Below are 22,088 nucleotides of genomic sequence, written 5' to 3'. Positions count from 1 at the left end.
GCTGATGCTGGCCTATGCGATCCGGCGCGTGGGGCTGTCGCTCCTGATCCTGATCGTGGTCATGACGGCCATGTATGGCATGGTATTTCTGGTGCCGGGCGATCCGGCCTCGCTGGCGCTGGGGCCACGGGCGACGCCGGAACTCAAGGAGGCGCTGCGCGAACGGATGGGGCTGGACCAGCCGATCGGGACGCAGATCATGCATTTCTTCGGCAATGTGCTGCAGGGCGACCTTGGCACCGATGTGTGGTCAAAGCGGCCGGTGCTGGACCAGATCCTCGAGGTGTTTCCGAACACGCTGATCTTGGGCGTGGTGGCGCTGGGCTGGGCGCTGGTGCTGGGTGTGCTTCTGGGATGCGCGGCGGTCGTGTGGCGCGACACGGCGCTGGACAGGCTGCTGGGGGTGCTGTCGGTCAGCGTGATTTCGGTGCCGTCCTTCGTGATCGCGATCTATGCGCTGATCGTGTTTGCGGTTTGGCTGAACTGGCTTCCCGCCATCGGCGCGGGCGAGGCGGGGGATCTGGGCAGTCAGGCCCGCGCGCTGGTGCTGCCGGCCTTTGCGCTTGGCCTTGGCTGGGTGGGCTACCTCGCGCGCCTGATCCGCGCCTCGATGCTAGAGGTGATGGAGGCGCCGCATATCCGCACCGCTCGCGCCTTCGGGATGTCAGAGCGAGACATCGTATTCCGCCATGCGCTGCGGGTGGCGATCGTGCCGACGATTTCCGTTCTGGCGGTGGGGTTTGGCGGCATCCTTTCGAGCGCGGTCTTTGTCGAAAGCGTGTTTTCCCGCCCCGGCATCGGCACGCTGATCACGGCGGCGGTGGAAAAGCGCAACTATCCCGTGGTGATGGGCACGGTGCTGTTCATGACCGCGTTCTACCTGATGATCGTCACTGCCGCCGATCTGTTGATCGCGCGACTGGACCCGAGGGTGCGCGATGTCCTCCGCAGTTGACCCCGCCCTGCCCGCCAGACGCGGCATCGGGCGCGCGCTGTTGGCCGATCCGATGGGGCTGGCGGGGCTGGTGATAGTCGTCACCTTTGTCATGATGGCACTGCTGGCGCCGTGGGTTGCGCCCTATGATCCGATTGCGCTGGATGTGAAGGCAAAGTTTCTGACGCCTTCCGCCGCGCATTGGGCGGGGACGGATCATCTGGGGCGGGATTTGCTCTCGCGGGTCATCTGGGGGGCGCGGCTGGCCTTGGGGATTGCGATAACCTCAGTCGGGATTGCGGGGGTGATCGGGCTGGTGCTTGGGCTGGTCGCCGGGTACGGGCCGCGCTGGCTGGATAGCGGGCTGGTCCTTGTGTTCGACAGCCTGTCGTCGCTGCCGATGATCTTCTTTGCGCTGGCGGTGATCACGGTGCTCGGCCCCGGGACGACGACGCTGATCCTGGTGATCGTGCTGGTATCGTTTCCCGCCTATGCGCGGCTGATCCGCACGCAGACGCTGGCGCTGGCCGGGGCGGATTACATTCTGGCCGAACGGGCGATGGGGGCAGGGCCGGGGCGCATCATCTTTCGCCACCTTCTGCCCAACGTGGTCGGGCCGTTGGTTATTCTGATCTGCATGGATATCCCCGTGGTCATCATGCTGGAGGCGGGGCTGAGCTACCTGAACCTTGGGGTCAAGCCGCCTTCGCCGTCCTGGGGCAACATTCTGGCTGAAGGTTACACGTCGCTGCGTCAGGCGCCGCATGTGGTGATCGTGGCGGGCATTCCGCTGGTGCTGGCGACACTTGGGTTCACCTTTCTGGGCGAGGGGTTGCGCGACGTGCTTGATCCGCGCGGCGCGGGGAGGCGGTGGGCATGACGGCGGTCCTGGAGGTGCAGAACCTGTCGGTCGCCTACGCCATGCCGGGCGGGGCGTTGCAGGCTGTCAGGGATGTGTCGCTGTCGATCGCACGGGGCGAGGTTCTGGGGATCATGGGCGAAAGCGGGTGCGGCAAGTCGACCCTCGCGGCCGCGATGATCAACCTTTTGCCAACTGCTGCGCGGGTGGGGCAGGGCTCGGTGCGCCTGAACGGGACCGACATGTTGCGGCTGGCCCCGGCTGCGCAGCGCGCGCTGCGCGGGCGGTCGGTCGCGATGGTGTTTCAAGACCCGATGACCGCGTTCAACCCGGTTCTGACGGTCGGCCAGCAGTTGGCCGATTTCGTCGGAGCGCATGACGCGTCGCTGGCCCGGCCGGACCGGTTGGCCGCAATGCTGGACAGGGTGGGTATTCCGGATGCCGCGCGCTGCCTTGGCCGGTATCCGCACGAGTTGTCGGGCGGGATGCGGCAGCGGGTTGCGATTGCCGCGGCGCTGTTGATGCAGCCCGACGTGCTGATCGCGGACGAGCCGACGACCGCGCTGGATGTCACGATGGAGGCGCAGATAATCCATCTGTTTCGCGACCTGCGCACGAGTTTTGACGGGGCCATTGTGATCGTCACGCATCATCTGGGCGTGATTGCGGAACTTTGCGACCGGGTGGCGGTGATGTATGCGGGCGAGGTGGTGGAGGAGGGGCCGGTCGACGCGATCTTCCACGATCCGCAGCATCCCTATACCCGCGCGCTTCTGGCCTGCGACCCGGCGGTGGTCGATCCAGGTTCGGGCCGGTTGCCGACCATCGGCGGGCGGTTGCCGGACCTGACCGCTCCGCCGCCGGGGTGCGCGTTTCAGCCGCGTTGCGCGGCGGCTTTGGCGGTCTGCAAAGGTCCGGTGCCGCGCCGGGTGCCGGGTGCGGGCCGTTCTGTGCTGTGTCACAGGGGGGCGGAATGACGCCTGTTCTGGACCTTAAGAACCTGTCGGTCGATCTGCCGCTTGGCGGGTTTCTGTCGCGTGGCGGGCTGCCGATCCTGAAGGATGTCAGCCTGTCGGTCGGGCGCGGGGAAAGCGTGGCGCTGGTTGGCGAAAGCGGGTCGGGCAAGACCACGCTTGCCCGTGCGGTGATGGGCTTGCAGCCGATCAGCGGCGGCGAGGTGCGCTTTGACGGCAGCGTGGTCGCGGGGCGTGAGGGGTTTGCCCGCTTGCGCCGCGACGCCGCGATGATGTTTCAAGATGCCACCGCCTCGCTGTCGCCGCGCCTGACGGTGGGGTATCTGGTGACCGAGGCGTTCCGCATTCACCGCCAGCCGCTGCCCGACCCGGCCCGTACGGCGCGCGAGTTGCTGGCGACCGTGGGCCTGCCGCCGGCCATCGCGCACCGCTACCCGCACGAACTGTCGGGCGGGCAAGCACGGCGAGTGGGAGTAGCGCGGGCACTGGCCCTGCAACCGCGGCTGGTGATCGCGGATGAACCGACGGCGGGGCTTGATGTGTCGGTGCAGGCCGAGGTTCTGAACCTGATGGCGGACCTGCGCCGGGACATGGGGCTGGCCTATCTTGTCATCACGCACAACCTTGCGCTGGTGCGCCATGTCGCCGACCGGATCGTGGTGCTTTACCTTGGCCGTGTGGTCGAGGAGGGGCCAACGGCTGAGGTCTTTGCGACCCCGGCGCATCCCTATACCGCCAGCCTGATCGCAGCCGAACCGAAGCCCGATCCGCGCCGCCGACGCGCTGACCTTGCGATCCGGGGCGAAGTGCCTTCGGTACTGCGTCGGCCCTCGGGCTGCGAATTTCACACCCGCTGCGCGCTGGTACGCGACATCTGCCGGCAGACCGCGCCCCAGCTTTGCCTTACCACCACCGGGCGTCTTGCCCGCTGTCATTTCGCCGATCAACATCAGGAACAGGGAGACCACCATGCACTGGAGCACTGACCGTCGCGGATTTCTCAAGGCGGCAGGCGCTGGCCTTGCTGCCGCCGCTGCCATGCCCCGCTTTGCCTGGGCCGCCGAGGGTACGACCTTGCGGTTGCGGGTCACGGCCGATTTTCAGGTGTTGGACCCGTTTGGCATCATTGGCGAACTGGATGATATCATCCCGCGCTGCACCAACGTCACGCTGGTGCGCCTTGGTGACATGCGCGACGGCAACCAGTGGCGCCCGTGGGCGGCAGAAAAGATCGAATGGCTGGATGACACGCGCCTTGCCTTCACCTTGCGCGAGGGGCTGAAATGGACGGGCGATTTCGGTCCGGTCACGGCGGCGGACGTGAAGTTTTCGTTCGAGAGGATCGCGGGGTCAGACAGCGCCTGGGCCTATCAGTTCGAAAAACTGAAAGAGGTAGAGGTGATCGACGATCGGAACGGCGTGATCCACCTGACCGAACCCTTCGCGCCCTTCCTTATCATCGCGCTGCCGTATTACGGCGGCCATATCGTCAGCCAGAAGGCGGTCGAGGCCGTGGGCGGCAGCTACACCACCGAGATCCCGGCGCAATGCGGGCCTTACCTCTTTGACACCTGGGAGCAGAACCAGAAGGTCACGCTGAAGGCCAACCCCGATTGGACCGGCGAGAAACCGGTGTTCGAGCGGGTGGAGTTCTATATCGTCACCGACGATCAGGCGGCACAACTGGCCTATGAGGCCGACGCCTATGATTTTACCCGCGTGGCGGTGGGCGCGGCGGCACAACTGAAAGGCGCGATGCCCGAAGGGGCCGCTCTGATCGAGGCGCCGGGCACACGCTATGCGTGGCTGACGATCAACATGAACGCCGAACCCTTAAAGGACATCCGGGTGCGTCAGGCGATCCAGTATGCCTACGATGGGCAGGCGGTGCTGGACGGCGCCTATGACGGGCTGGTGGCGCGGTCTACCGGGGTGGTTCCGCCGACCTCGGGCTTTGCGCGGCCCGCAAACCTGATCGAGCGCGACGTGGAAAAGGCGAAGGCGCTGTTGGCCGAGGCGGGGGCCGAAGGTCTGGAGTTGAACCTTTACGCCCTGACCGACGGCACCAGCCAGACCATCGCCCAGATCATTCAGGCCAATCTGGGCGAAGCGGGGATCACCATCAACATTCAGCCGGTGGAGGATGCCGCCTATTGGGCGTTGGGCGACAAGACCGCGGGCGAGGGCTACAAGTCGGTGGAACTGGTGCTGATGAACTTTGCCGGGGGGATCGACCCGACTGAAAATCTGGTCTGGTTCCGCCCCGACCAGATCGGCATCTACAACTGGTCGTTCTTCGACAGTCCGGAGTATGAGAGCCTTTATCAGGCATCGACCACCGAACAGGATACGGACAAGCGCCGCACCATGTTCAACAAGATGGAGGATCTGATGGAACAGTCGGGTGGCTTCGTCTTCATCTGCTTCGAGCCCTATCTGGCGATCCATGACGCCGATCTTGTGCCGGTGATCCTGGCAGACGGGCATCCTGATCCGGTCGGGTTCCGCAAGGCCTGACCGGCTCCACCAAGGGAGGGCGGGATTGATCGACCAGAACCGCAAGAAGGCCCGCCTGTCCGCCGAGGACCGGCGGGCGCTGCTGGAAGATGCCGCCCGCGTCTGCATAGCACGCGGCGGCATCCGCGACTTTACCGTCGACAAGATCGTGGCCGAGGCGGGGGTGTCGCGCGGCCTGATCACGCATCACTTCGGGTCGATGGACGGGCTTTTGGCGGCGGTCTACAGCCGGATGTACGACGAATGGATCGCCGAGATCTCGGCCCCCCGTCCCGGCCTGGCACCAATCGACGCGCTGATCGAAGCGCTGGTTTCGCCCGCGCTATTCAGCCGCGACGTGCTGAACGTCTGGCTGACACTGTGGGGCGAGATCGCGACCAACCCGGTTCTGCGCGCCGAACACCGGGCGCGCTATGGCGAATACCGTGCCAGCATCGCCGCCGTGCTGCGCGAGGCGGCCCCTGCTGCGGGGGGCTTTGACGCAGATGCCGTGGCATCGGCCTTCATCTGTCTGGTAGACGGGCTAGGCGTGCAGCGCTGCGTCGAGCCGACGCTTCTGTCCGAAGCCGACGCCCGCGCGGCTTGCTGGGCGCTGCTGCGCCCTTACCTCGCGCCCACTTCGGCTGGGTGAGGGGCGGTTTCTTGACGTTGGTTAAGTCAGTGACGACGCATGGCGTTTTCGCAATGCCAAACTGTTTCTCTTTCGTCCAGACAGGGTTGCGGATCATTTGCTGGGACATTGCCCGCCCCGTCAACGGACCGGCGTAAAGCGTGTAGGCCTTTGCGAGCTATGTCAATCTGACCGCAGCCAGTTCGGGGGTGTTGCGGGAGCTAAGCCTGTGCGCGCCGTTTCGGCGCATTCCGCCAGCGAGCCAAAGCGAACATCGCGGCCCGACAGGCCTGGCGCGTAATGGGCGTATTTGCCGGAGTTCGTCATCAGGCTTCGGGCCTGTGGTGGTAGGAGCGGTTCAGTGATCGAACACCAGCAGATATCCGGAAAGACTTGCGCGCCGAACGCCTCGAGCCGAGCTAAGGTTCCTTCGGCGCGTGCTTGGCCAAGCACGTTCTGGCCGACCGTGACGATCATTGCAGTGCCTTCGGCCCGGTGGCCGTGGGCCAGTGCGGCCAGCGCACGGCATTCCTCCAAGGAAAAATGCGGGCTTCCGAACGCCACAAGATCAATCTTGCGGGGGCCTCGGTTCAGTTCGGCCCAGACGCGGGCAAGATCTGCACGGGACACGGTCACCCGTTCCGTAGGCACGGCAAAGTCCTCGGCTTCTGGCGTGTGACCGGCGACATGCAGCATCGGCGCGGCAGAGGTGGTTCCAAAGGCTGCACACATCGCCTTGAGGTCGTCACGCGATGGCGCCGTCGCTTCAAGCCCTGTCAAGAGGGGGATACTGTTGGGCGCAAGCTGCCCGGCGATGTATCCAAGCATAGGCCAGATCGCGTCGTCATGCCCGGTGGGCAGGTCGACGTGAATGCGCAGGCGGGGGGCACGGTTGGCGGACAGATAAACGCCGGACAGCGGCGCGCGGCCGGTCATCGCAATGAAGAGATCAAGGTAGTCGGGGTGTTTCACCGTGCGGGCCGCAAGCACGGTATTGGCAAAGATGACAGCGTTCGATTCCGACCAGCCGATGTTTTCGCCGGCTTCGGGGGCGCTGTCGAGAAGATAGGGCGCGCAGGTAAAGGTTGGGCGGGCGCCCATCTTCACGTATGCGTCCGCCAGTCGTGCGGCGCGAAGGCCGAAGTTGGGCGGCACGCCTTGTTCCCGCCAGTTGCCGTGATCGACCGAAATTGCGTTCATCGTCGTCGGGACCATCACGCGCCCGCCCATTTCGGCCATCGTTTCGGCAAAGCGCAAATTGGCGGTATTGGCCAGGATACAGCCGTCGATATGGCCCTGAGTAACATCGACAAGGGCGGTAGCCCCTTGAAGCGCGGCCATCGCGCAGATCACCTCCATAGCGATGCGCCGGGCGGGGCCATCGGCCCCGGCAAGCATCGCGCGGTCGGTTGGGGCAAGGTCCAGCTTTGCCACGGGCAGGGGGGCCAGCGGCAACACCTTGTCGTCGACGATCAGGGCGGTGTCGGTCAGTTCGGCGCTACGGGCTGCTGCGGCAAGCGCGAATTCATCGGGTGACAGCCGGACCACCGGGACGGGGCGGTCGAACATCCGGCCCGCGATCATCGCGCCAAGGGTGACGACATCCTCGGCCTCGCGGAAAATGAAGGCTGCGGGCGCGATGCCATTCAGTGCAAGGTCGAGCATGACACCGCTGCCGCTGCAGGACCCGCGCGTCGTCGGCATCACGAGAAGCTTTCCCGCAATCGACTGCCCGCAGAGCGGATGGTGCGCATCGATCACGATGCCGGTCAGGGGATCGACCCCACCCCAGAAACTAAGACCTTCAGCGCAGGCCAGAACCGGGCCGGACGCGGCCCCCGGGATAATCGCCTGGCTGGTCATCTTGCGGCCCTTGCTAGCGGATGTTGGACAGGAATTCGCGGGTTTCAGGGTGCTGTGGCGCGCTGAAGAACTGATCCGGCGGCGCAATTTCGGCCAGCACACCCTTGTGGAAGAACGCAACCCTATCAGAGACATCGCGGGCAAAGCTCATCTCGTGCGTGACGCAGATCATCGTCATGCCTTCGTTTGCCAACAGCTTCAACGTGTCAAGCACCTCGCCCACAAGCTGCGGGTCGAGGGCGGAGGTGACCTCGTCAAACAGCACATAGGCCGGGGACATGGCCAAGGCGCGTGCGATGGCCATGCGTTGCTGCTGACCGCCAGACAGGCGACCCGGATAAACCGAAAGCTTGTCGGCAAGCCCGACATGCGTGAGTTGCTTGACCGCGATTTCTTCAGCTTCGGCTTTGCTCATGCCCAGCACCTTGCGAGGGGCCAGGGTGACGTTTTCCAGAACGGTCAGATGCGGAAACGCGTTGAACTGCTGGAACACGATGCCGATCTTGCGGCGCAGCTTGTTCAGATCGGTCGTCTTGGCATGCACCTCGATGCCGTCCACAAGGATCGTGCCGGAATTGATCGGCTCTAGTCCATTGATGCAGGTCAGCAGGGTGGATTTACCGGAGCCCGAGCCGCCGATCACGGAGACCACCTCGCCCTTTTCCACGGTCAGGTTGACGCCCTTGAGCACTTCAAGCGCGCCAAAGGATTTGTAAACGTTCTTAATCTCAATCATTCTCGCGCCACCTTTTTTCGAGCTGGCCACCCAGACGGGCGATGGGAAAGCTCATCAGAAAATAGATCGCGCCTACGACCATCAGGATGAACATCGGTTCCTGCAGCCGCGTGACGAGGATCTGACCCGATCGCAGCAGTTCGATCAAACCCAACCACAAGACCAGCGCGGAGTCTTTCATGACGCCAAGGGTCAGGCCGATCCAGCTGGGCAGGGCAACGCGCAGAGCCATCGGAAAGACGATGTAGCGCATGTCCTGACCCCAGGTCAGCCCCAGTGACCGTGCGGCGCGTCGCGTCACCGTCGGCACGGCATCAATCGCGCCGCGCACGATTTCGGTGCAATAGGCCGATGTGTAAAGCGCCAGCACAATGCACGAGGTGGCAAAGGGCGGCATGTTCAGCCCGGCGATCGCCTGAAATGCGTTGGCGAGGACCAGCTGGATGAGCAGCGGAACCGACCGGAAGACATCCAGCACGAAAATCAGGGGCAGGGCGGCCCATACGCTGAGTTGCGTCCGGATCACGCCGAACAGAAGACCAAGCAAGGTGCCGCCGGTCACCGCAAAGAAGGTGACCGCCAAGGTCATTCCTGCGCCCTTTATCAGGAACATCAAGTCGCTGAGTGTCAGTGCGGTGTCAAACATCACGCATCGCCCCCTCAATACCGAAACAGACGCGCGGCCAAAAGGCGTGCGCCAAGGGTCACCGCCTTGGCGATCAGATAGTAGATCACCGCCGCAATTGCGAAGATTTCAAAGGTTCGGAAGCTGCGGACGTTGATGTCCTGCGTCACGCCGGCAAGATCGGTGTTCATCCCCACGGTCACGCCGAGCGATGTCATCAGGATTGCCCAAACCATCTGGTTGGTCGTGGGCAAAAAGGCGATGCGGAACATCTGCGGCATGATGACCAGCCGAAAGGCCTGCATCGAGGGCATGCCCAGCGATCGGGCCGCGCGCAACTGGGTGCCGGGAATGGCGCGCAAGGCACCGCGAAAGGTTTCGGCCAGATAGCCGGCGTTGTTGAACGTTATGCCTGCCAGCAGGGCGACATAGGGGCTAAGGTGGATCCCGAACGAGCCAAGTCCGAAGTGCGCCATGTAAATCTGGAACAAGGCCGGGGTGTTGCGCGATACCTCGACCCAGGCCGTCGCCGGCGATGACACCCATACCGACCGTGAATTTCGTGCGACCGCCAGAATTACAGCCAGGACGATGCCCATCGCCATCGACATCAGCGCGATTTGCAGCGTCACCAGTGCGCCGTCAAACAGAAGCGGAAGTTTCTGAAAGGCCTGGCGCCACTGAAAGGTGTAGTTGAACATTCTGGCACGTCCTCGTTGCGGAGGGTCCAAGCTAGAAGAGAGGGCGTTGTGCCCTCTTTTCCGATTTGGCGTCAGATGATGTCAACGGTAGACGTTGTCGATCGTCAGTTTGGGGGCGGTACCGCCAACCCACTTGTCGTAAAGCTCTTGATAACGGCCCGAGCGGACCTGCTGATTGATGAACAGGTCCAGATAGTTGAGCATCCCGTATTCCTGACGCAGCGCGATCAGGCCGACATAGTCGACGGGGTAGGGCGCATCACCCTTGATGACCAGACCTTTGTATTGCCCGCTTTCGACGATGGAAGATGCCACTGTGGACGTGACGACCGTGGCGTCGATCTGGCCCTGCGACAGCGCCAGGAACACGTCGGCCTGGCTTTGATAGGGACGGAATTCACCTGCGCCCCAGCCCTTGACGTTTTCTTCCAGCGCGATGCCCTCGAATGTGCCGCTGACCGAACCGACGGTCTTGCCGTTCATGTCTTCGAACTTCTCGATCCCGGCGCCTTCGCGGGTCAGAACCACGTTGGTGAAGGCGAAGTAGGGAATTGTGAACCCGACGGTCTTGGCACGCTCCAGCGTGTCTGACGTGGACGCTACGCCGACATCGACGCGACCGGATACAAGCGCGGGAATACGGTCGGGAAACGGCGTTTCGACGATCTCGGCGGTCACGCCCAAGGCTTTCGCAAGATCATTGCAATAATCAACATCGAAGCCGATGGGGTTATTGTCAGCGTCGCGTGACCCCATTGGCGGAAAATCGAGGACAACCGCGCAGCGCAGCGTTCCGGACGCCATGATGTCGTCAAGCTTGTCCGCGGATGCCGCGGTTCCAAGGCACGTTGCGGCGAGCAGGCTTCCAAGAATGATGGATGTTTTCATTTGTAACTCTCCCGTTGGTACCATTGTTTGTTGATTCGACAGGCCGTTATCCTGTCCAAACTATGTTCTTCGACCCGGTGTGGCACAAGATAAAATCTAATAAATATACTCTTTGTATACTAATCTTCGGTTTCACCCGTTCGCCATGCATGGCCTGACACGTTGACCAGTGTGAGCGAGCGCAGTCGGCCGCGTCGTGGATACGGAGGAGAAGTGTTGATCTGCCTGCAGCGGCCCCCTAATCATGCGGTCGACCGTGAGGGGACATTCGATGAATGACACTGCCGCAGCCGTACCCGAACGCAAGCGTGGCTCTGGGGTCAAGAAGGCCTATGACCTTTTGCGCACCGAGATCCTGGACCTGACCTTGCCCCCCGGAAGCCCGATCGACGAGGTACAGCTGGCGGAGCGACTGTCGCTGTCCCGCACGCCTATTCGTGAAGCCTTGGCGCGATTGGCAACAGAGGGTTTGATTGACACGCTGCCGAACCGGTCAACGATGGTGTCGAACATCGATTTCCTGAACCTGCACACCTTCTTCGATGCGATCACGCTGATGTATCGTGTGACCACCCGTCTGGCCGCGCAAAATTGGAAGGACGGAGATCTGGAGGTGATCAATGCCCACCAGAGGGACTTTGCCACCGCCGTCGCCAACCACGACGCGCTGGCCATGATCGGAACGAACCGCGATTTCCATGCAGCCATCGCCGACGCGGCGCGCAATCCCTATTATCGGACGCTGTTCGTGCGGCTGCTTGACGATGGGCGGCGGCTTTTGCGCTTGTATTACCAATCCTTCAACGATCGACCGCCGCCCTCGGTGATCCAAGAGCACGAAGATATCATCGCGGCGATCACGGCCCGCGACGTGGAAACCTCGGACCGTCTGGCAAAGGCGCATGCCGATCAGATCGTAAGCCAGATACAGAAACTGCTGTCGCGGGATCAACGGCAAGACATCAAGCTGTAGTCCGCAAGGAATTTGTCGACAGAAAAAATACACTATGTATTATAGCGTAGGGCGAATCTGGGCATGGCCCGGTTGTGCGCCTTCGCGATTATTGGACGTTGAAACAGGAGTCGCTGATGAAGGCCGAGATTTTTTCTGGTGTCATTCCCGCACTGATGACCCCCTGCACCCCGGACCGCACGCCTGATTTCGATGCCTTGGTGCGAAAGGCCAAGGAGTTGATCGGCGCAGGCATGTCGGCGGTGGTCTACTGCGGATCAATGGGGGACTGGCCACTGCTGAGCGATGCGCAGCGGATGGAAGGGGTGGAGCGTCTGGTGAATGCGGGCGTCAAGGTGATCGTCGGCACGGGGGCCATAAACACGGCGTCGGCCGTGGCGCTTACCCGCCATGCGGCCAACGTCGGCGCGCACGGCCTGATGGTCATTCCACGCGTGTTGTCGCGCGGACCCTCGCCAGCAGCGCAGCGGGCCCATTTCAAGGCGATCCTGTCGGCCGCACCCGATCTACCCGCGATCATCTACAATAGCCCCTATTACGGGTTTGCCACGCGGGCGGACCTTTTCAACGCCCTGCGCGCCGAGCATCCAAACCTTGTAGGGTTCAAGGAATTCGGGGGGCCCGCAGATACCCGCTATGCTGGGGAATTCATCACCTCGGCCGATGACGATGTCACGCTGATGGTTGGCGTGGATACCGGGGTCGTGAATGGTTACGTAAATTGCGGCGCGGTCGGCGCGATCACCGGAATCGGTGTCGTGCTCCCGCATGAGGTGCTGACCCTGTGCAACCTTTCGCGGGCGGCTGCTGCCGGAGATGTGGAGGCGCGCCAGAAGGCGCTGGAGTTGGAGGCTGCGTTCCAAGTGCTTTCGTCCTTTGACGAAGGTCCCGACCTTGTATTGTATTTCAAGTACATGCTGCTTTTGCAGGGAGAAAAGGAATACGCGCTGAACTTCATCGAAACGGATGAACTGAGCATGAGCCAGCGCGGCTACGCCGAAGCCCAGTTCAAATTGTTCAAGACCTGGTATGCTGAGTGGAGCCAGCAGGGCGGCGCTGTAGCTCGCTGCAAGGGGTAGGCGCAGCAAGGGGCGGGTGCGAGAATAGCATGCGCCTTCAATCGGATGCGGTCTGCCGGTTCTGGGACGATCAAGCCTTGTTCGCCGAGCGGATTTTGCGCAATCGCTGAGATTTCTTGGAGACACACACAGGCTTTTCAGGAAAGTAGTGCGGTTTGTATCACTGACTTTGAAATTCATTTGAAGCCGCCGGCCTCTCGAAAAGCATTTTGCTTGTGATCGCGCGCCCAAGATGGCGCGATTGCCGCCCTTGCCTGGGTGCAACAGGTGCTCAAGGTGGCAGACGTGCAGAAAGCCAGCTCGAGGCTGAGTTAACGTTGCACCTTGGAATAATTCTTTTCACGCTTCTCGACCAGACCGCGCCTCCAATCTCCCCATTCCGTCGTCTGAAAATCACGAGCATTTAACGATAGAGTGCGGATGAAATAACGATTTGAGAGCCCATCGGCGCCTTTCAGATGCGTTCGCATAACGCACACCCGCTAAAGTGGAACGACGATTTTTTTTTGAGAACTTTTCAATGTGGAGGGCAAATGGACTCCTTATTGCGCCGTATTGGGCGAAGTGTTTCGGCGGCATTCTGTTGCTGGTGTTTTGGCTGCGGCACTGTTCAGGCCGCCTGCGCGGACGTGGCGCTGATCCCGGGGATGGACGCGTCGGGCAGTATTTCGGACGCTGAGTTTGCGATTCAGAAGGCTGGCTACGTGGCGGCGTTGACGGACCCGGTGGTGCAGTCGGCGTTCGACGAAGCAGGGGTGGTCGATATAGCGTCGCTGTTCTGGGCCGACAGCGCCTACGGCGTGCAGATCGTTCCGTGGCAGCGCATCAAGTCAAGCGATGACCTTTCTGTATTTGCCAGTCGGCTGGCGGCCACTGCGCGCAAGATCAGCGGCAATACCGACATAGGGGTCGGCATTCTGGCAGCGACCGAGTTGTTCACCGAAGATGGCCGCTGCGCAGACCGCATGGTGCTGGACATCTCCGGCGACGGGCGCGCCAATGCGACGATTGGGCGGGCCCGCGGCGTAGCCTTGGAACCGGCGCGCAAGCAGGCATTGGACCTGGGCGTGACGATCAACGGCCTCGCGATCGCTGACAAGGACGGGCAGCTTGGCGAATACTACAGTGTTGCCGTGATCGGTGGCATCGGGTCTTTCGTGATCGAGGTCGACGGTCTGACTGCCTTCCCGGTCGCCCTGCGCCGAAAACTGCACCGCGAATTGCTGGCGCTGAACGGGGGAGGTTGTCCGCAGATGCCAGGCCCCGATTGCCAAAAGTTTTGACCGATGGATGCCGTCCTGGTCAGAGCCGCAGGCAACTACGCTTTCCCGATGTTCTGCGACTGGCGCAGCGACATCCACTTTCGTAGGGGCTGGATCGCCGAAACGTCGGACGGCGCGGCAGGGCTGCGGTGTTTCTGACCAATCCCCACCCGGCGTCCTTTCTGCAAAGGCGCGTGCCGGCCCTTCTGAAGCCCATTGTGGAACTGGAATCGGAGGCGGCAGGAACCGCCCATGTTGCCGATTTTGCAAACGCACGTGCCTGCCGGGTCCGTGGGCTTGGCTCGGCGCTGCTGCGGTCTGCTCAATCCTCTTGCCGCAAGCGAGGCATGAGCCTGCTTGTCGCGTCGGGAAACGATGCTGCAAAAGGCTTCTACAGCCGGTTTGGCTATCAAGAAACGGCGCGGCGGCTATATCTTGATGCAAAATTCCGGGTGACAGGTAAGGATTGGGTTGTGAAGACCAAGGATTGAGGCCAGGCAATTGCTCGACAAGACCGCGCTGGATCGTCTGACGGCGATCCTGGGAGACGATCCCGCCGATCTGGCAGATTTGCTGGAGACCTTTCAGGACGAGGGACCGGGGCTTGTCGCGGCCTTGCAGTCGGCTGCAGTTCGGCAGGATGGCGACGGGGTGCGCCGGGTGGCGCATTCCCTCAAGTCCAGTGCGCGGGACATCGGCGCCGTGGCGCTTGCCGAAACCTGCGCCGAGATCGAAGCGATGTTGCGGGCTGGTGCAGCCCCGGATGCGGCGCTGATCGACCGGGTCGGTGCGGAATGGGCGGTTCTGCACACGTTTCTGCGGACGGAAACAACACGACTCAAGGGGCTCTGAATGGACGTCAAGGGCAGGGTTCTTGTGGTGGACGACAACCGCACATCGCGGCTGATCGCAGGCAAGGCGTTGGAGCAGATCGGCTGCGCGTGGGAAGAGGCGGAGGACGGTGCTGCAGCCCTTGCCCGCCTTGACGGCGGCGAGGTCGACCTAGTGCTGCTGGACGTCGAGATGCCGGGGATGGACGGCCTGGAAGTGATGCGCAGGTTGCGGGCCAACCCGCGTCACCGCGACCTGCCGGTCCTTATCGTGTCAGGTCACGATGGCGGAATGGACCTTGTGGCACAGGCGATCCAGCTTGGGGCCGAGGATTTCCTGTCAAAGCCGTTCGATGCGATGCTGTTCAAGGCGCGGGTTCTTTCCTGTATCGAAAAGCGCAAGCTCCGGCGGGTGGAACTGGATTACCTGCAAGAGATCGGCCGGCTGACCGAGGCTGCGCAAGTGATGGAAGGCGGCAAGTTTCATCCAGCAGCACTGAAGCTGGACACGGTGGCCGCGCGGCCTGATGCGCTGGGGCGGTTGGCGGGCATCTTTATGGAAATGGCGCATCAGGTCTATGACCGCGAGATTGGCCTGCGCAACAAGATCCGCACGCTTAAGGGCGGCGCCTTGTTGCTGGTGCAGGGATTGCTGTGGGGGTTGGTGCTGCCGTTGTCGGTGCTGATTTACCGCGAAAACGACCTGACGCTGGGCGTGTCGTTCTGGACCAACATCATCGCCGGGTTGATCTGTTGCGCCTGGGCCCTGAGCATGGGCAAAAGCCTGCGCGTGACGAAGGCCGAGATGGTGTTCTTGCTGCAATGGGCGCTGATCTTCGGGCTCAGCAGCGTGATCCTGTTCGAAGCGGCTGGGCGGGTGACGGGAATTGCGCTGTCGATCGTGATGGCCCTGCAAGGGTTTGCGGTGTTCGCAATCGCGGCCCTGAAACGGATCGAGGCGCCAAGTCTGCGGCGGTTCGCCGGGCTTGGGGTCGGCCTGATCGGTGTGTTGGCGCTTTTGCTGGTGCGCGATCCGGATGCCGGTGTGAACAACTGGGCGTGGCTAATGGTGGCCATGCTGGTGCCGCTTCTCTACGGAATGATCGACATTCTGCTGGCGGTGAAGCATCCGGCCACGCTGGACCCGGTCGTCAGCAGCGGGCTGGTGCTGTTGCTGTCGGGCCTGATGATCCTGCCGGTCGCGCTTCTTCAAGGCCACTGGTTCACGGTGGGGCCGGGGATGGCTACCACGGACATGCTTATCGCGCTTGCAGGGTTCTGCATCGGGGTCTGCACCGTGCTTTACATCCTGCTTATCGCGATGGCCGGGGCGGTGTTCGCCAGCCAAAGCGCCTATGCAATCACCGTGTCCGGCATCGCATGGAGCGTGGTGCTGCTGGGTGAGGCGTTGACGATCTGGACGCTGGTGACGCTGGTCACCATCGTTGTAGGCCTAGTGCTTGTCGGCCCGAAGCGCGAGGCTGGCGACATTGAGGTAGAGTTTCACCGCCGCGTCCGGACATGACCGGGCAGGGGCTAGAACTTCTGCGTCAGATCCACGCCGAACCACTCGGTCGACAGCGCCGAAAGGGTGCCGTCCGCCTGCATTTCGGTAACGATTTCGGCAAGGCGCGCGCCAAGCTCGGGGTCGCCCGGGGCGATGGCAATGGCTGCGGGGCCGTAGTCAAGGGGTTGGCCGACAATGCGGACGGGCTGGCCCTGTTCGATCTGGAACAGGAAATACATCATGTCGTCGACCATCGCGTCGAGATCGGAGTCGGCGCCTTTGGCCAGTTCCCGAAGCGCTGCTTCCGACGTCTCATAGGTCTGGATCGCAGCGTTGGCGATCCGGTATTCGGGCTGCATCTCGGAAGACATGCCGGTGGGTTCGCCCCGCAGGTATTTCTCGAAGATCGAGCCCTTCAGCGCGCCGATCCGTTTGCCCGATGCATCTGTCGGCGATTGGATTGTCGTGTTGCTTTCGTGAACAGCAAGGACCATCGGCGAAAAGTAGTAGGACGCGGGGAAATCCAGGACCTTTGCGCGATCTTCGGTAGGCGACATGCTTCCCACCGACAGATCCCACTCGCCGGTCCAGTTGCCGGCGGTCAGGGTTTCCCAACTGGGCGTTGCAAATGCGATCTTCACGCCCATGCGGCGGGCGATTTCGCTGGCGACCGCAGCATCGAAGCCTTTCCAGTTGCCGGTTTCGTCGATCCAGGAATAGGGCGGCCAAGCCGGGTCGGAGGCGACGGTCAGAACGCCTTTCGCCTCGATGCGGTCCAGCACTTCGCCAGCAGAGGCCGTATCGGCAAGCACTCCAGCGTGCAGGGCCATGATGCAGACTGAAAGGGCGCAGAGCTTCATGTCGGAATCCTTGCTACTTGAGGTGCATCGAAAGTCATTGCCTCAGCGAACCTTATCCTGCCTCATGGATGGTGGATGCCGCAAGGGTTGCAACGCGGGTCGCTGCGCGGGCCCGACCGGGGAATGGATTTGAAATCTGTGCGTGCGAGGCGAAGATGAACACGGCAGTCACTGGGCAAAGGGCAAAACCGCGCGTCGGTCTTGGTGTGGCGGGGCGGATCCTGCTGTGTCTGGTGGCAATGTCGGGCGTTGTCGTGACGATCAGTGCGATTGCGCTGGTGTCGTTCAACGACATGAAGGGCAGCCTGGAACGCATGGTCGAGGATGACCTTCGGTCGATCCTGATGGCGGACGAATTGAAGCAGCGGGTGGAATCACTGGCCGGAATGGCACCGTCGCTGTACGCGCAGGGTCTGAACCGCGACGCGCTGTTGAAGTATTCGATGAGCAGCTATTCCGAACAGGAGCGGCTGAAGCAGTTGTTGAACGTGCTTTCGGCCCGATCGGGTCTGGAAACCGGGCAGATCGAAGAGGCGCGGGTCGCTTTTTTCCTGAACCTTGATCAGCTTGCGACCAAGCTTTTTGACAGCGCCACGGTCAGCCAATCGCTGGATGCCGATATCGGCCGGCTGGCGATGTTGCAGCAAAGCGTCCCGTTGCCGGGCGAGGCTGACGCGGCGCCCCGTCTGATCTCGGGGCAGGTGCTGCAATTTCTGATCGAGGAAGACCCCGACAAGCTTGAGGCCGAGGCCGCAGAGCTGGCGCGCAGCATCAAGGCCCTTCCGGCCGACATGCCCGGTCTGGCCGAACTGGCCGAGCTTCTGGAAGCCGAGCAGGGGATCATCGGGCAGAAGCGGCGGCTGTTGGGCCTCATGGCCGAGGTGCGTGAGCTTCTGGCCAACAACGGTGCGCTGTCGACGAACCTGATCGCAGCTGCAGCGGTGGTGTCTGAACGCATAACCAACGAAGTGACCAAGGAAAGCGCCGAACGCCAGCAGCGGCTGGATCGCGGGTCGATCTGGCTGACGGTGATGGCGGCGGTATCGTTCATCGCCGCGTTGGCGACGGCATTCTATCTGCAATTCTCGGTCCGGCGGCGGATCGTGCGGCTGCGGCATGCCATGACAAGCAGCGCTGCAGAAGACGAACTGGAGGACCTGACGCGCGGCACCGACGAGATCGCCGAACTCGCCGCGACCTTCCGCTACCACATCCGCACCATCAAGGCGGCGGAGGCGGACCTGCAAAAGGCCCGCGAGACTGCCGAAGCGGCGAACGAGGCAAAGAGCACTTTCCTTGCCACCATGAGCCACGAGATACGTACACCGATGAACGGAATCATCGGGATGGCGCGGCTCTTGGAAGACACGCGGATGACCGACGAGCAGGCCGATTTCTGCCGCACGATCATTCAAAGCGCGGATTCCCTATTGGCAATCATCAACGACATCCTGGACTTCTCGAAGGTCGAAGCGGGCAAGCTGGACATCGACCCGCATCCCTTCGACCTGCGCCATTGCGTGGAGTCTGCAATCGATCTGGTCAGCGCGCGGGCCGCCGAGACAGGGATCAACCTTGCCTTCATGGTGGATGCAGCCGTTCCGCCAATAGTGGTGACGGATTCGCTGCGTCTGCGGCAAGTCCTGCTGAACCTTCTGAACAACGCGATCAAGTTCACTGAAGGCGGCGACGTGTTCCTGAAGGTCGCATTGGCAGATCAGACGGGGCCGGGCGTGACGCTGCAGTTTTCGGTATCGGATTCCGGGCCGGGAATCCCGGCTGACAAGATGGACCGGCTTTTCAAGTCTTTCAGCCAGCTTGATGCCTCGACGACGCGGCGGCATGGCGGCACCGGGCTTGGGCTGGCGATCTCGCACCGGTTCGTCGAACTGATGGGCGGGCGTATCTGGGCGGAAAGCCCGCCGGGGCAGGGCGCGACCTTTCACTTCACCGTGCAGGCCGACGCGGTGGAAGGCGGGTCCGTGCGGTCCGGTGATCTGCCGGTCCTGAAGGGCCGCCGTGTGCTGGTCGTCGATGACAACAAGGTCAACCGCAAGGTGCTTGAAGCGCAGTTGTCCGCTTGGGACATCACCCCCGTCATGGCACGCACTGCCGCCGAAGGGTTGCGGCGGGTTGCCGAGGACGGGCCGTTCGACCTGGCAATCCTTGACCTCTCGATGCCCGACATGGACGGGATCGGATTGGCGCAGGCGTTGCGCGCAGGCGCCAATCAGCCGGACTTGCCCTTGATCCTTTTCACCTCGGTCGTGCCCCTGTCCGAGGAGCAGCGTGCGCAGACCCGTGCGCTGCGTTTTGCAGAGACCCTGACCAAACCGATCAAGCCGTCGGCGCTGCAGACGGCGATCCTGGATATTCTGGGCGCGACGGCGCCGCAAGCACGGCCCCAAACCGCCCCCGTCCGCAGCGACACCGGCCTTGCCACCCGGCACCCGTTGCGCATTCTTCTGGTCGACGACAATGGCACTAACCGCAAGCTGGGCCAGAAGATGCTGGAACGGTTGGGCTATGCGCCGGACCTTGCCAAAGACGGGGCCGAAGCGGTGGCAGCGACTGCCGACAAAAAGTTCGATCTGGTGTTGATGGACGTGGAAATGCCGGTGATGGACGGCGTGGCTGCCTGCGCGGCTATCAAGGCGCGGGATGCTCTGCCGCCGCGTTTGGTTGCGCTGACCGCGAATGCGATCAGCGGCGACCGTGAAAAGTACCTGAAGGCCGGGTTCGACGGGTACCTGGCAAAACCGGTGGACCTTGCAGCACTAGAGGGTGTGTTGCGCGATACGGTCGGGGTGACGGGTTCTCTGTCCTGAATGAGGCCGTCAGACCCTTTGTGCGGTGTCATGGGTCGGCTCCTCCGTAAGCTTTGGAAAGGGCTACTTGCAGCGGCCAAGGCCGGACTGCCATTATTCGCCCCGTTCAGAACGGTCATGCTCCTTGTGTCAGGAAGCCGGTTCCTGCCACGGTGTGTTTCGCCGCCTCCTACACCGATACTCCGAAGATGCGGCCTACGCCCGCAGTGATGGCCATGGCTGCGGCGCCCCAGAAAAGTACCCGCGCAGTTGCCCGCAGTTTTGGTGCGCCTCCGGCATGGGCACCGATGGCGCCAAGACCGGCAAGGCTGACAAGCGTGGCGATCACCACCGCTGGAATGATCTGCCCCTCCGGAGCCAGCGCCGAGGCGACCACCGGCACAGCCGCCGCAACAGTGAACGTCAGTCCCGAGGCAAGCGCAGCCTGAAGCGGGTTTGCGGCGTGAACCTCGGAAAGCCCGAGTTCGTCACGGACATGGGCGCCCAGATCATCCTTCTCGGTAAGTTCGCGGGCAACCAGCGCCGCCGTCTCGGGCGAAAGCCCGCGGGATTGGTAGATGGAGGCCAATTCCCGCTCCTCCGCTTCCGGTGTGTCGATCAGGGCCTGTCGTTCGCGCGCGATGTCGGCACGTTCGACATCCGATTGCGACGAGACCGACACATATTCCCCCGCCGCCATCGACATGGCCCCCGCAGCCAGACCTGCCGCCCCTGCGATCAGGATTGCAGCGCGGCTCGGGTCCGCCGCCGCAACCCCCACGATCAGGGACGAGACCGAGACGATCCCGTCATTAGCGCCAAGCACGGCTGCGCGCAGCCACCCTGCGCGGTCCAGATAATGCAATTCCTGATGGGCGGATTGATAGGGAAGCTTCATGGGTCATCCTCGGGTATGGTCGAAAGCCACTTGAACGCGAATGCCTGACGGAAGTCTTTGCGCTAAATCAGTTTGGCAGGTTTTGGAACAGGCCGATCCGAAGGCGTGCCGGACCGGCGCCGCGAGGGACCAAGTCTGCAGCGAGGATGCGCACGCCCTTTGAAGTCGGCCGCTATCGGTAATGACGTAAATCAACGATCGTTTTTGCGTGACTGTGCTAGGTTTACATGCAGTCAAAGCGGGAGAGAATGTGATGCCTGGATCCGAAAGCAAGACGAAATCCCAGTCGACCCGTGAAGCGGTCGGAGAGGATATCCTGAACGAGTTCCAGCAGCTTCGCGCAGATGTCACGTCGCTGTCGGCGTCCTTGCAGCGCTTCGGGACCCTTCAAGCCGAAGAGTTGGCAACGCGTGCCAAGGGCGTAACCGGCGAAGCCTTGGACGAGTCGCTGCGCAGCATCCGAGAGATGCGTCAGAAGCTTGACGGGCTGCAACAGCGGCTGGAAGGGGACGTGCGCGCGCACCCTTTGGCCTCAATGGCCGGTGTGCTTTGTCTGGGTGTAATCGTTGGTCTGCTTTTCGCGCGTCGAAATTGAGTGACGGTCGGTCGGTGATGGCAGGGTTCGTGGTGCAGGTCGCGCTGGCCGGGCTGATGTTGCTTGCGGTTCTGGTCGGCGGGGGGCTTCTCGTCGGGTCTGCGGTCACAGCCTTGGCTCCGGTAATGGGGCTGTCCGGGGCGCTGGGAATCGTTGGACTTGCATTCTTTGGAGTGGCCTTGACGATTGCGTTCGTCTTGCGCGCACGGGCCCGGGCGGCCGCCAAACGACGGCGAGCCGCAGCTTCGCTGACGATGCTGGTCGATCTTGTCCTTCTGCTGTTGCCGCACAAGAATCGGCAGCGGCTGGAAGCTTGGGCCGCCGCTGGGGTTGGGATTGCGGCGCTGATTGCCCTGCTTTTGAGCCCGGAGAAAGATCCGGAGACCTGACCACTGGCTTCCGGCGTCGCGCGTCGGATGACTGCAATCAACCGTGCTGGCGAAGAATTCCGGTCGACCGGACGTGACCCGGATGCAATTGATCCTTGTCAATGTTGGCGGACTAGTTCGGCCTTATTCACCGTTTAACGCCAGCGTCGCTTCTTTTGCGGTATCGTTCCTTGCAAGGCTG

General features: G+C 62.5%; 23 protein-coding genes. 16 read left to right on the top strand and 7 right to left on the bottom strand.

Annotation, left to right across the window (positions count from 1 at the left end):
* Nucleotides 1-4: 4 nt before the first annotated feature.
* The 6 genes from ACROUL_RS12980 to ACROUL_RS12955 are packed head-to-tail and all read left to right on the top strand — an operon-like array spanning nucleotide 5 to nucleotide 5,915.
* Nucleotides 5-955, top strand: coding sequence for an ABC transporter permease (locus ACROUL_RS12980; protein WP_431299885.1), 951 nt, complete (start codon nucleotides 5-7; stop codon nucleotides 953-955).
* Nucleotides 939-1,814 (top strand): ABC transporter permease, encoded by an 876-nt coding sequence (locus ACROUL_RS12975; RefSeq protein ID WP_431299884.1) that lies wholly within the window; start codon nucleotides 939-941, stop codon nucleotides 1,812-1,814. The genes ACROUL_RS12980 and ACROUL_RS12975 overlap by 17 nt, the downstream gene beginning before the upstream one ends.
* The gene (locus ACROUL_RS12970; RefSeq protein WP_431299883.1) at nucleotides 1,811-2,770 is read left to right on the top strand and encodes an ABC transporter ATP-binding protein; all 960 of its coding nucleotides are present in this window, start codon (nucleotides 1,811-1,813) and stop codon (nucleotides 2,768-2,770) included. Before ACROUL_RS12975 ends, ACROUL_RS12970 begins: the two co-directional genes overlap by 4 nt.
* Nucleotides 2,767-3,753 carry an oligopeptide/dipeptide ABC transporter ATP-binding protein gene (locus ACROUL_RS12965; protein WP_431299882.1) on the top strand — a complete coding sequence of 329 codons (987 nt, stop codon included), beginning with the start codon at nucleotides 2,767-2,769 and terminating at the stop codon, nucleotides 3,751-3,753. Before ACROUL_RS12970 ends, ACROUL_RS12965 begins: the two co-directional genes overlap by 4 nt.
* A complete protein-coding gene (locus ACROUL_RS12960; protein WP_431299881.1) occupies nucleotides 3,737-5,284 on the top strand; it encodes an ABC transporter substrate-binding protein in 1,548 nt (515 codons plus the stop codon). Before ACROUL_RS12965 ends, ACROUL_RS12960 begins: the two co-directional genes overlap by 17 nt.
* Nucleotides 5,285-5,309: 25 nt before the next feature.
* On the top strand, nucleotides 5,310-5,915 hold the full coding sequence (locus ACROUL_RS12955; RefSeq protein WP_431299880.1) for a TetR/AcrR family transcriptional regulator: 606 nt from the start codon (nucleotides 5,310-5,312) through the stop codon (nucleotides 5,913-5,915).
* A 162-nt stretch (nucleotides 5,916-6,077) separates the two neighbouring features.
* On the opposite strand, the gene ACROUL_RS12950 is transcribed toward ACROUL_RS12955, so the two are convergent.
* The 5 genes from ACROUL_RS12950 to ACROUL_RS12930 all read right to left on the bottom strand — a co-directional run bounded on the left by ACROUL_RS12950 (nucleotide 6,078) and on the right by ACROUL_RS12930 (nucleotide 10,707).
* Nucleotides 6,078-7,757, bottom strand: a complete 1,680-nt coding sequence (locus tag ACROUL_RS12950) for an aconitase X (RefSeq protein ID WP_431299879.1) — start codon at nucleotides 7,755-7,757, stop codon at nucleotides 6,078-6,080.
* 13 nt (nucleotides 7,758-7,770) lie between these two features.
* A complete protein-coding gene (locus tag ACROUL_RS12945; RefSeq protein ID WP_431299878.1) occupies nucleotides 7,771-8,493 on the bottom strand; it encodes an amino acid ABC transporter ATP-binding protein in 723 nt (240 codons plus the stop codon).
* Nucleotides 8,486-9,139: an amino acid ABC transporter permease gene (locus ACROUL_RS12940; RefSeq protein ID WP_431299877.1), complete on the bottom strand. Its 654-nt coding sequence runs from the start codon at nucleotides 9,137-9,139 to the stop codon at nucleotides 8,486-8,488. Before ACROUL_RS12940 ends, ACROUL_RS12945 begins: the two co-directional genes overlap by 8 nt.
* Nucleotides 9,140-9,153: 14 nt before the next feature.
* Nucleotides 9,154-9,819: an amino acid ABC transporter permease gene (locus ACROUL_RS12935; protein ID WP_431299876.1), complete on the bottom strand. Its 666-nt coding sequence runs from the start codon at nucleotides 9,817-9,819 to the stop codon at nucleotides 9,154-9,156.
* 81 nt (nucleotides 9,820-9,900) lie between these two features.
* Nucleotides 9,901-10,707: a transporter substrate-binding domain-containing protein gene (locus ACROUL_RS12930; protein WP_431299875.1), complete on the bottom strand. Its 807-nt coding sequence runs from the start codon at nucleotides 10,705-10,707 to the stop codon at nucleotides 9,901-9,903.
* Between the two features lie 271 nt (nucleotides 10,708-10,978).
* Between ACROUL_RS12930 and ACROUL_RS12925 the strand changes: the two genes are divergently transcribed.
* From ACROUL_RS12925 to ACROUL_RS12895, 7 genes are all read left to right on the top strand, one after another.
* Nucleotides 10,979-11,680 carry a GntR family transcriptional regulator gene (locus ACROUL_RS12925; protein WP_431299874.1) on the top strand — a complete coding sequence of 234 codons (702 nt, stop codon included), beginning with the start codon at nucleotides 10,979-10,981 and terminating at the stop codon, nucleotides 11,678-11,680.
* Nucleotides 11,681-11,796: 116 nt separating this feature from the next.
* Nucleotides 11,797-12,759, top strand: coding sequence for a dihydrodipicolinate synthase family protein (locus ACROUL_RS12920; protein ID WP_431299873.1), 963 nt, complete (start codon nucleotides 11,797-11,799; stop codon nucleotides 12,757-12,759).
* Between the two features lie 458 nt (nucleotides 12,760-13,217).
* Nucleotides 13,218-14,042, top strand: a complete 825-nt coding sequence (locus ACROUL_RS12915; RefSeq protein ID WP_431299872.1) for a DUF1194 domain-containing protein — start codon at nucleotides 13,218-13,220, stop codon at nucleotides 14,040-14,042.
* A gap of 3 nt (nucleotides 14,043-14,045) precedes the next feature.
* Entirely contained in the window at nucleotides 14,046-14,180 is a 135-nt protein-coding gene (locus ACROUL_RS12910) for a hypothetical protein (RefSeq protein ID WP_431299871.1), read from the top strand.
* Nucleotides 14,171-14,512: a GNAT family N-acetyltransferase gene (locus ACROUL_RS12905; RefSeq protein WP_431299870.1), complete on the top strand. Its 342-nt coding sequence runs from the start codon at nucleotides 14,171-14,173 to the stop codon at nucleotides 14,510-14,512. Before ACROUL_RS12910 ends, ACROUL_RS12905 begins: the two co-directional genes overlap by 10 nt.
* A 10-nt stretch (nucleotides 14,513-14,522) precedes the next feature.
* Nucleotides 14,523-14,873 (top strand): Hpt domain-containing protein, encoded by a 351-nt coding sequence (locus ACROUL_RS12900; RefSeq protein ID WP_431299869.1) that lies wholly within the window; start codon nucleotides 14,523-14,525, stop codon nucleotides 14,871-14,873.
* The gene (locus tag ACROUL_RS12895; RefSeq protein WP_431299868.1) at nucleotides 14,874-16,376 is read left to right on the top strand and encodes a response regulator; all 1,503 of its coding nucleotides are present in this window, start codon (nucleotides 14,874-14,876) and stop codon (nucleotides 16,374-16,376) included. It begins immediately after the preceding gene.
* 11 nt (nucleotides 16,377-16,387) lie between these two features.
* On the opposite strand, the gene ACROUL_RS12890 is transcribed toward ACROUL_RS12895, so the two are convergent.
* Complete coding sequence (locus tag ACROUL_RS12890; RefSeq protein WP_431299867.1) at nucleotides 16,388-17,218, bottom strand: transporter substrate-binding domain-containing protein; 831 nt, start codon at nucleotides 17,216-17,218, stop codon at nucleotides 16,388-16,390.
* A gap of 155 nt (nucleotides 17,219-17,373) precedes the next feature.
* Here ACROUL_RS12890 and ACROUL_RS12885 point away from each other — a divergent pair, with 155 nt between their 5' ends.
* The gene (locus tag ACROUL_RS12885) at nucleotides 17,374-20,046 is read left to right on the top strand and encodes a response regulator (protein WP_431299866.1); all 2,673 of its coding nucleotides are present in this window, start codon (nucleotides 17,374-17,376) and stop codon (nucleotides 20,044-20,046) included.
* Between the two features lie 169 nt (nucleotides 20,047-20,215).
* Here ACROUL_RS12885 and ACROUL_RS12880 read toward each other — a convergent pair whose 3' ends face one another.
* Nucleotides 20,216-20,923, bottom strand: coding sequence for a VIT1/CCC1 transporter family protein (locus tag ACROUL_RS12880; protein WP_431299865.1), 708 nt, complete (start codon nucleotides 20,921-20,923; stop codon nucleotides 20,216-20,218).
* 253 nt (nucleotides 20,924-21,176) lie between these two features.
* On the opposite strand from ACROUL_RS12880, the gene ACROUL_RS12875 reads away from it, so the two are divergent.
* Both ACROUL_RS12875 and ACROUL_RS12870 read left to right on the top strand, forming a co-directional pair.
* Entirely contained in the window at nucleotides 21,177-21,518 is a 342-nt protein-coding gene (locus tag ACROUL_RS12875) for a hypothetical protein (protein ID WP_431299864.1), read from the top strand.
* 17 nt (nucleotides 21,519-21,535) lie between these two features.
* Nucleotides 21,536-21,907 (top strand): hypothetical protein, encoded by a 372-nt coding sequence (locus ACROUL_RS12870; protein WP_431299863.1) that lies wholly within the window; start codon nucleotides 21,536-21,538, stop codon nucleotides 21,905-21,907.
* Nucleotides 21,908-22,088 lie beyond the last annotated feature (181 nt).

Origin of the sequence: Tabrizicola sp. BL-A-41-H6 (genome assembly GCF_050632395.1) — a bacterium.
Lineage (GTDB): Bacteria > Pseudomonadota > Alphaproteobacteria > Rhodobacterales > Rhodobacteraceae > JAUYQR01.
This window is presented reverse-complemented; position numbering and strand designations above follow the sequence as displayed.

What these genes read in the sequence shown, in the direction of transcription:
- ACROUL_RS12965 (WP_431299882.1), top strand. Translation starts at nt 2,767, where the DNA reads ATGACGCCTGTTCTGGACCTTAAGAACCTGTCGGTCGATCTGCCGCTT.
- ACROUL_RS12920 (WP_431299873.1), top strand. Translation starts at nt 11,797, where the DNA reads ATGAAGGCCGAGATTTTTTCTGGTGTCATTCCCGCACTGATGACCCCC.
- ACROUL_RS12960 (WP_431299881.1), top strand. Translation starts at nt 3,737, where the DNA reads ATGCACTGGAGCACTGACCGTCGCGGATTTCTCAAGGCGGCAGGCGCT.
- ACROUL_RS12915 (WP_431299872.1), top strand. Translation starts at nt 13,218, where the DNA reads ATGCGTTCGCATAACGCACACCCGCTAAAGTGGAACGACGATTTTTTT.
- ACROUL_RS12880 (WP_431299865.1), bottom strand. Translation starts at nt 20,923, where the DNA reads ATGAAGCTTCCCTATCAATCCGCCCATCAGGAATTGCATTATCTGGAC.
- ACROUL_RS12980 (WP_431299885.1), top strand. Translation starts at nt 5, where the DNA reads ATGCTGGCCTATGCGATCCGGCGCGTGGGGCTGTCGCTCCTGATCCTG.
- ACROUL_RS12890 (WP_431299867.1), bottom strand. Translation starts at nt 17,218, where the DNA reads ATGAAGCTCTGCGCCCTTTCAGTCTGCATCATGGCCCTGCACGCTGGA.
- ACROUL_RS12930 (WP_431299875.1), bottom strand. Translation starts at nt 10,707, where the DNA reads ATGAAAACATCCATCATTCTTGGAAGCCTGCTCGCCGCAACGTGCCTT.
- ACROUL_RS12895 (WP_431299868.1), top strand. Translation starts at nt 14,874, where the DNA reads ATGGACGTCAAGGGCAGGGTTCTTGTGGTGGACGACAACCGCACATCG.
- ACROUL_RS12870 (WP_431299863.1), top strand. Translation starts at nt 21,536, where the DNA reads ATGGCAGGGTTCGTGGTGCAGGTCGCGCTGGCCGGGCTGATGTTGCTT.
- ACROUL_RS12970 (WP_431299883.1), top strand. Translation starts at nt 1,811, where the DNA reads ATGACGGCGGTCCTGGAGGTGCAGAACCTGTCGGTCGCCTACGCCATG.
- ACROUL_RS12975 (WP_431299884.1), top strand. Translation starts at nt 939, where the DNA reads ATGTCCTCCGCAGTTGACCCCGCCCTGCCCGCCAGACGCGGCATCGGG.
- ACROUL_RS12950 (WP_431299879.1), bottom strand. Translation starts at nt 7,757, where the DNA reads ATGACCAGCCAGGCGATTATCCCGGGGGCCGCGTCCGGCCCGGTTCTG.
- ACROUL_RS12940 (WP_431299877.1), bottom strand. Translation starts at nt 9,139, where the DNA reads ATGTTTGACACCGCACTGACACTCAGCGACTTGATGTTCCTGATAAAG.
- ACROUL_RS12935 (WP_431299876.1), bottom strand. Translation starts at nt 9,819, where the DNA reads ATGTTCAACTACACCTTTCAGTGGCGCCAGGCCTTTCAGAAACTTCCG.
- ACROUL_RS12875 (WP_431299864.1), top strand. Translation starts at nt 21,177, where the DNA reads ATGCCTGGATCCGAAAGCAAGACGAAATCCCAGTCGACCCGTGAAGCG.
- ACROUL_RS12945 (WP_431299878.1), bottom strand. Translation starts at nt 8,493, where the DNA reads ATGATTGAGATTAAGAACGTTTACAAATCCTTTGGCGCGCTTGAAGTG.
- ACROUL_RS12925 (WP_431299874.1), top strand. Translation starts at nt 10,979, where the DNA reads ATGAATGACACTGCCGCAGCCGTACCCGAACGCAAGCGTGGCTCTGGG.
- ACROUL_RS12885 (WP_431299866.1), top strand. Translation starts at nt 17,374, where the DNA reads ATGAACACGGCAGTCACTGGGCAAAGGGCAAAACCGCGCGTCGGTCTT.
- ACROUL_RS12910 (WP_431299871.1), top strand. Translation starts at nt 14,046, where the DNA reads ATGGATGCCGTCCTGGTCAGAGCCGCAGGCAACTACGCTTTCCCGATG.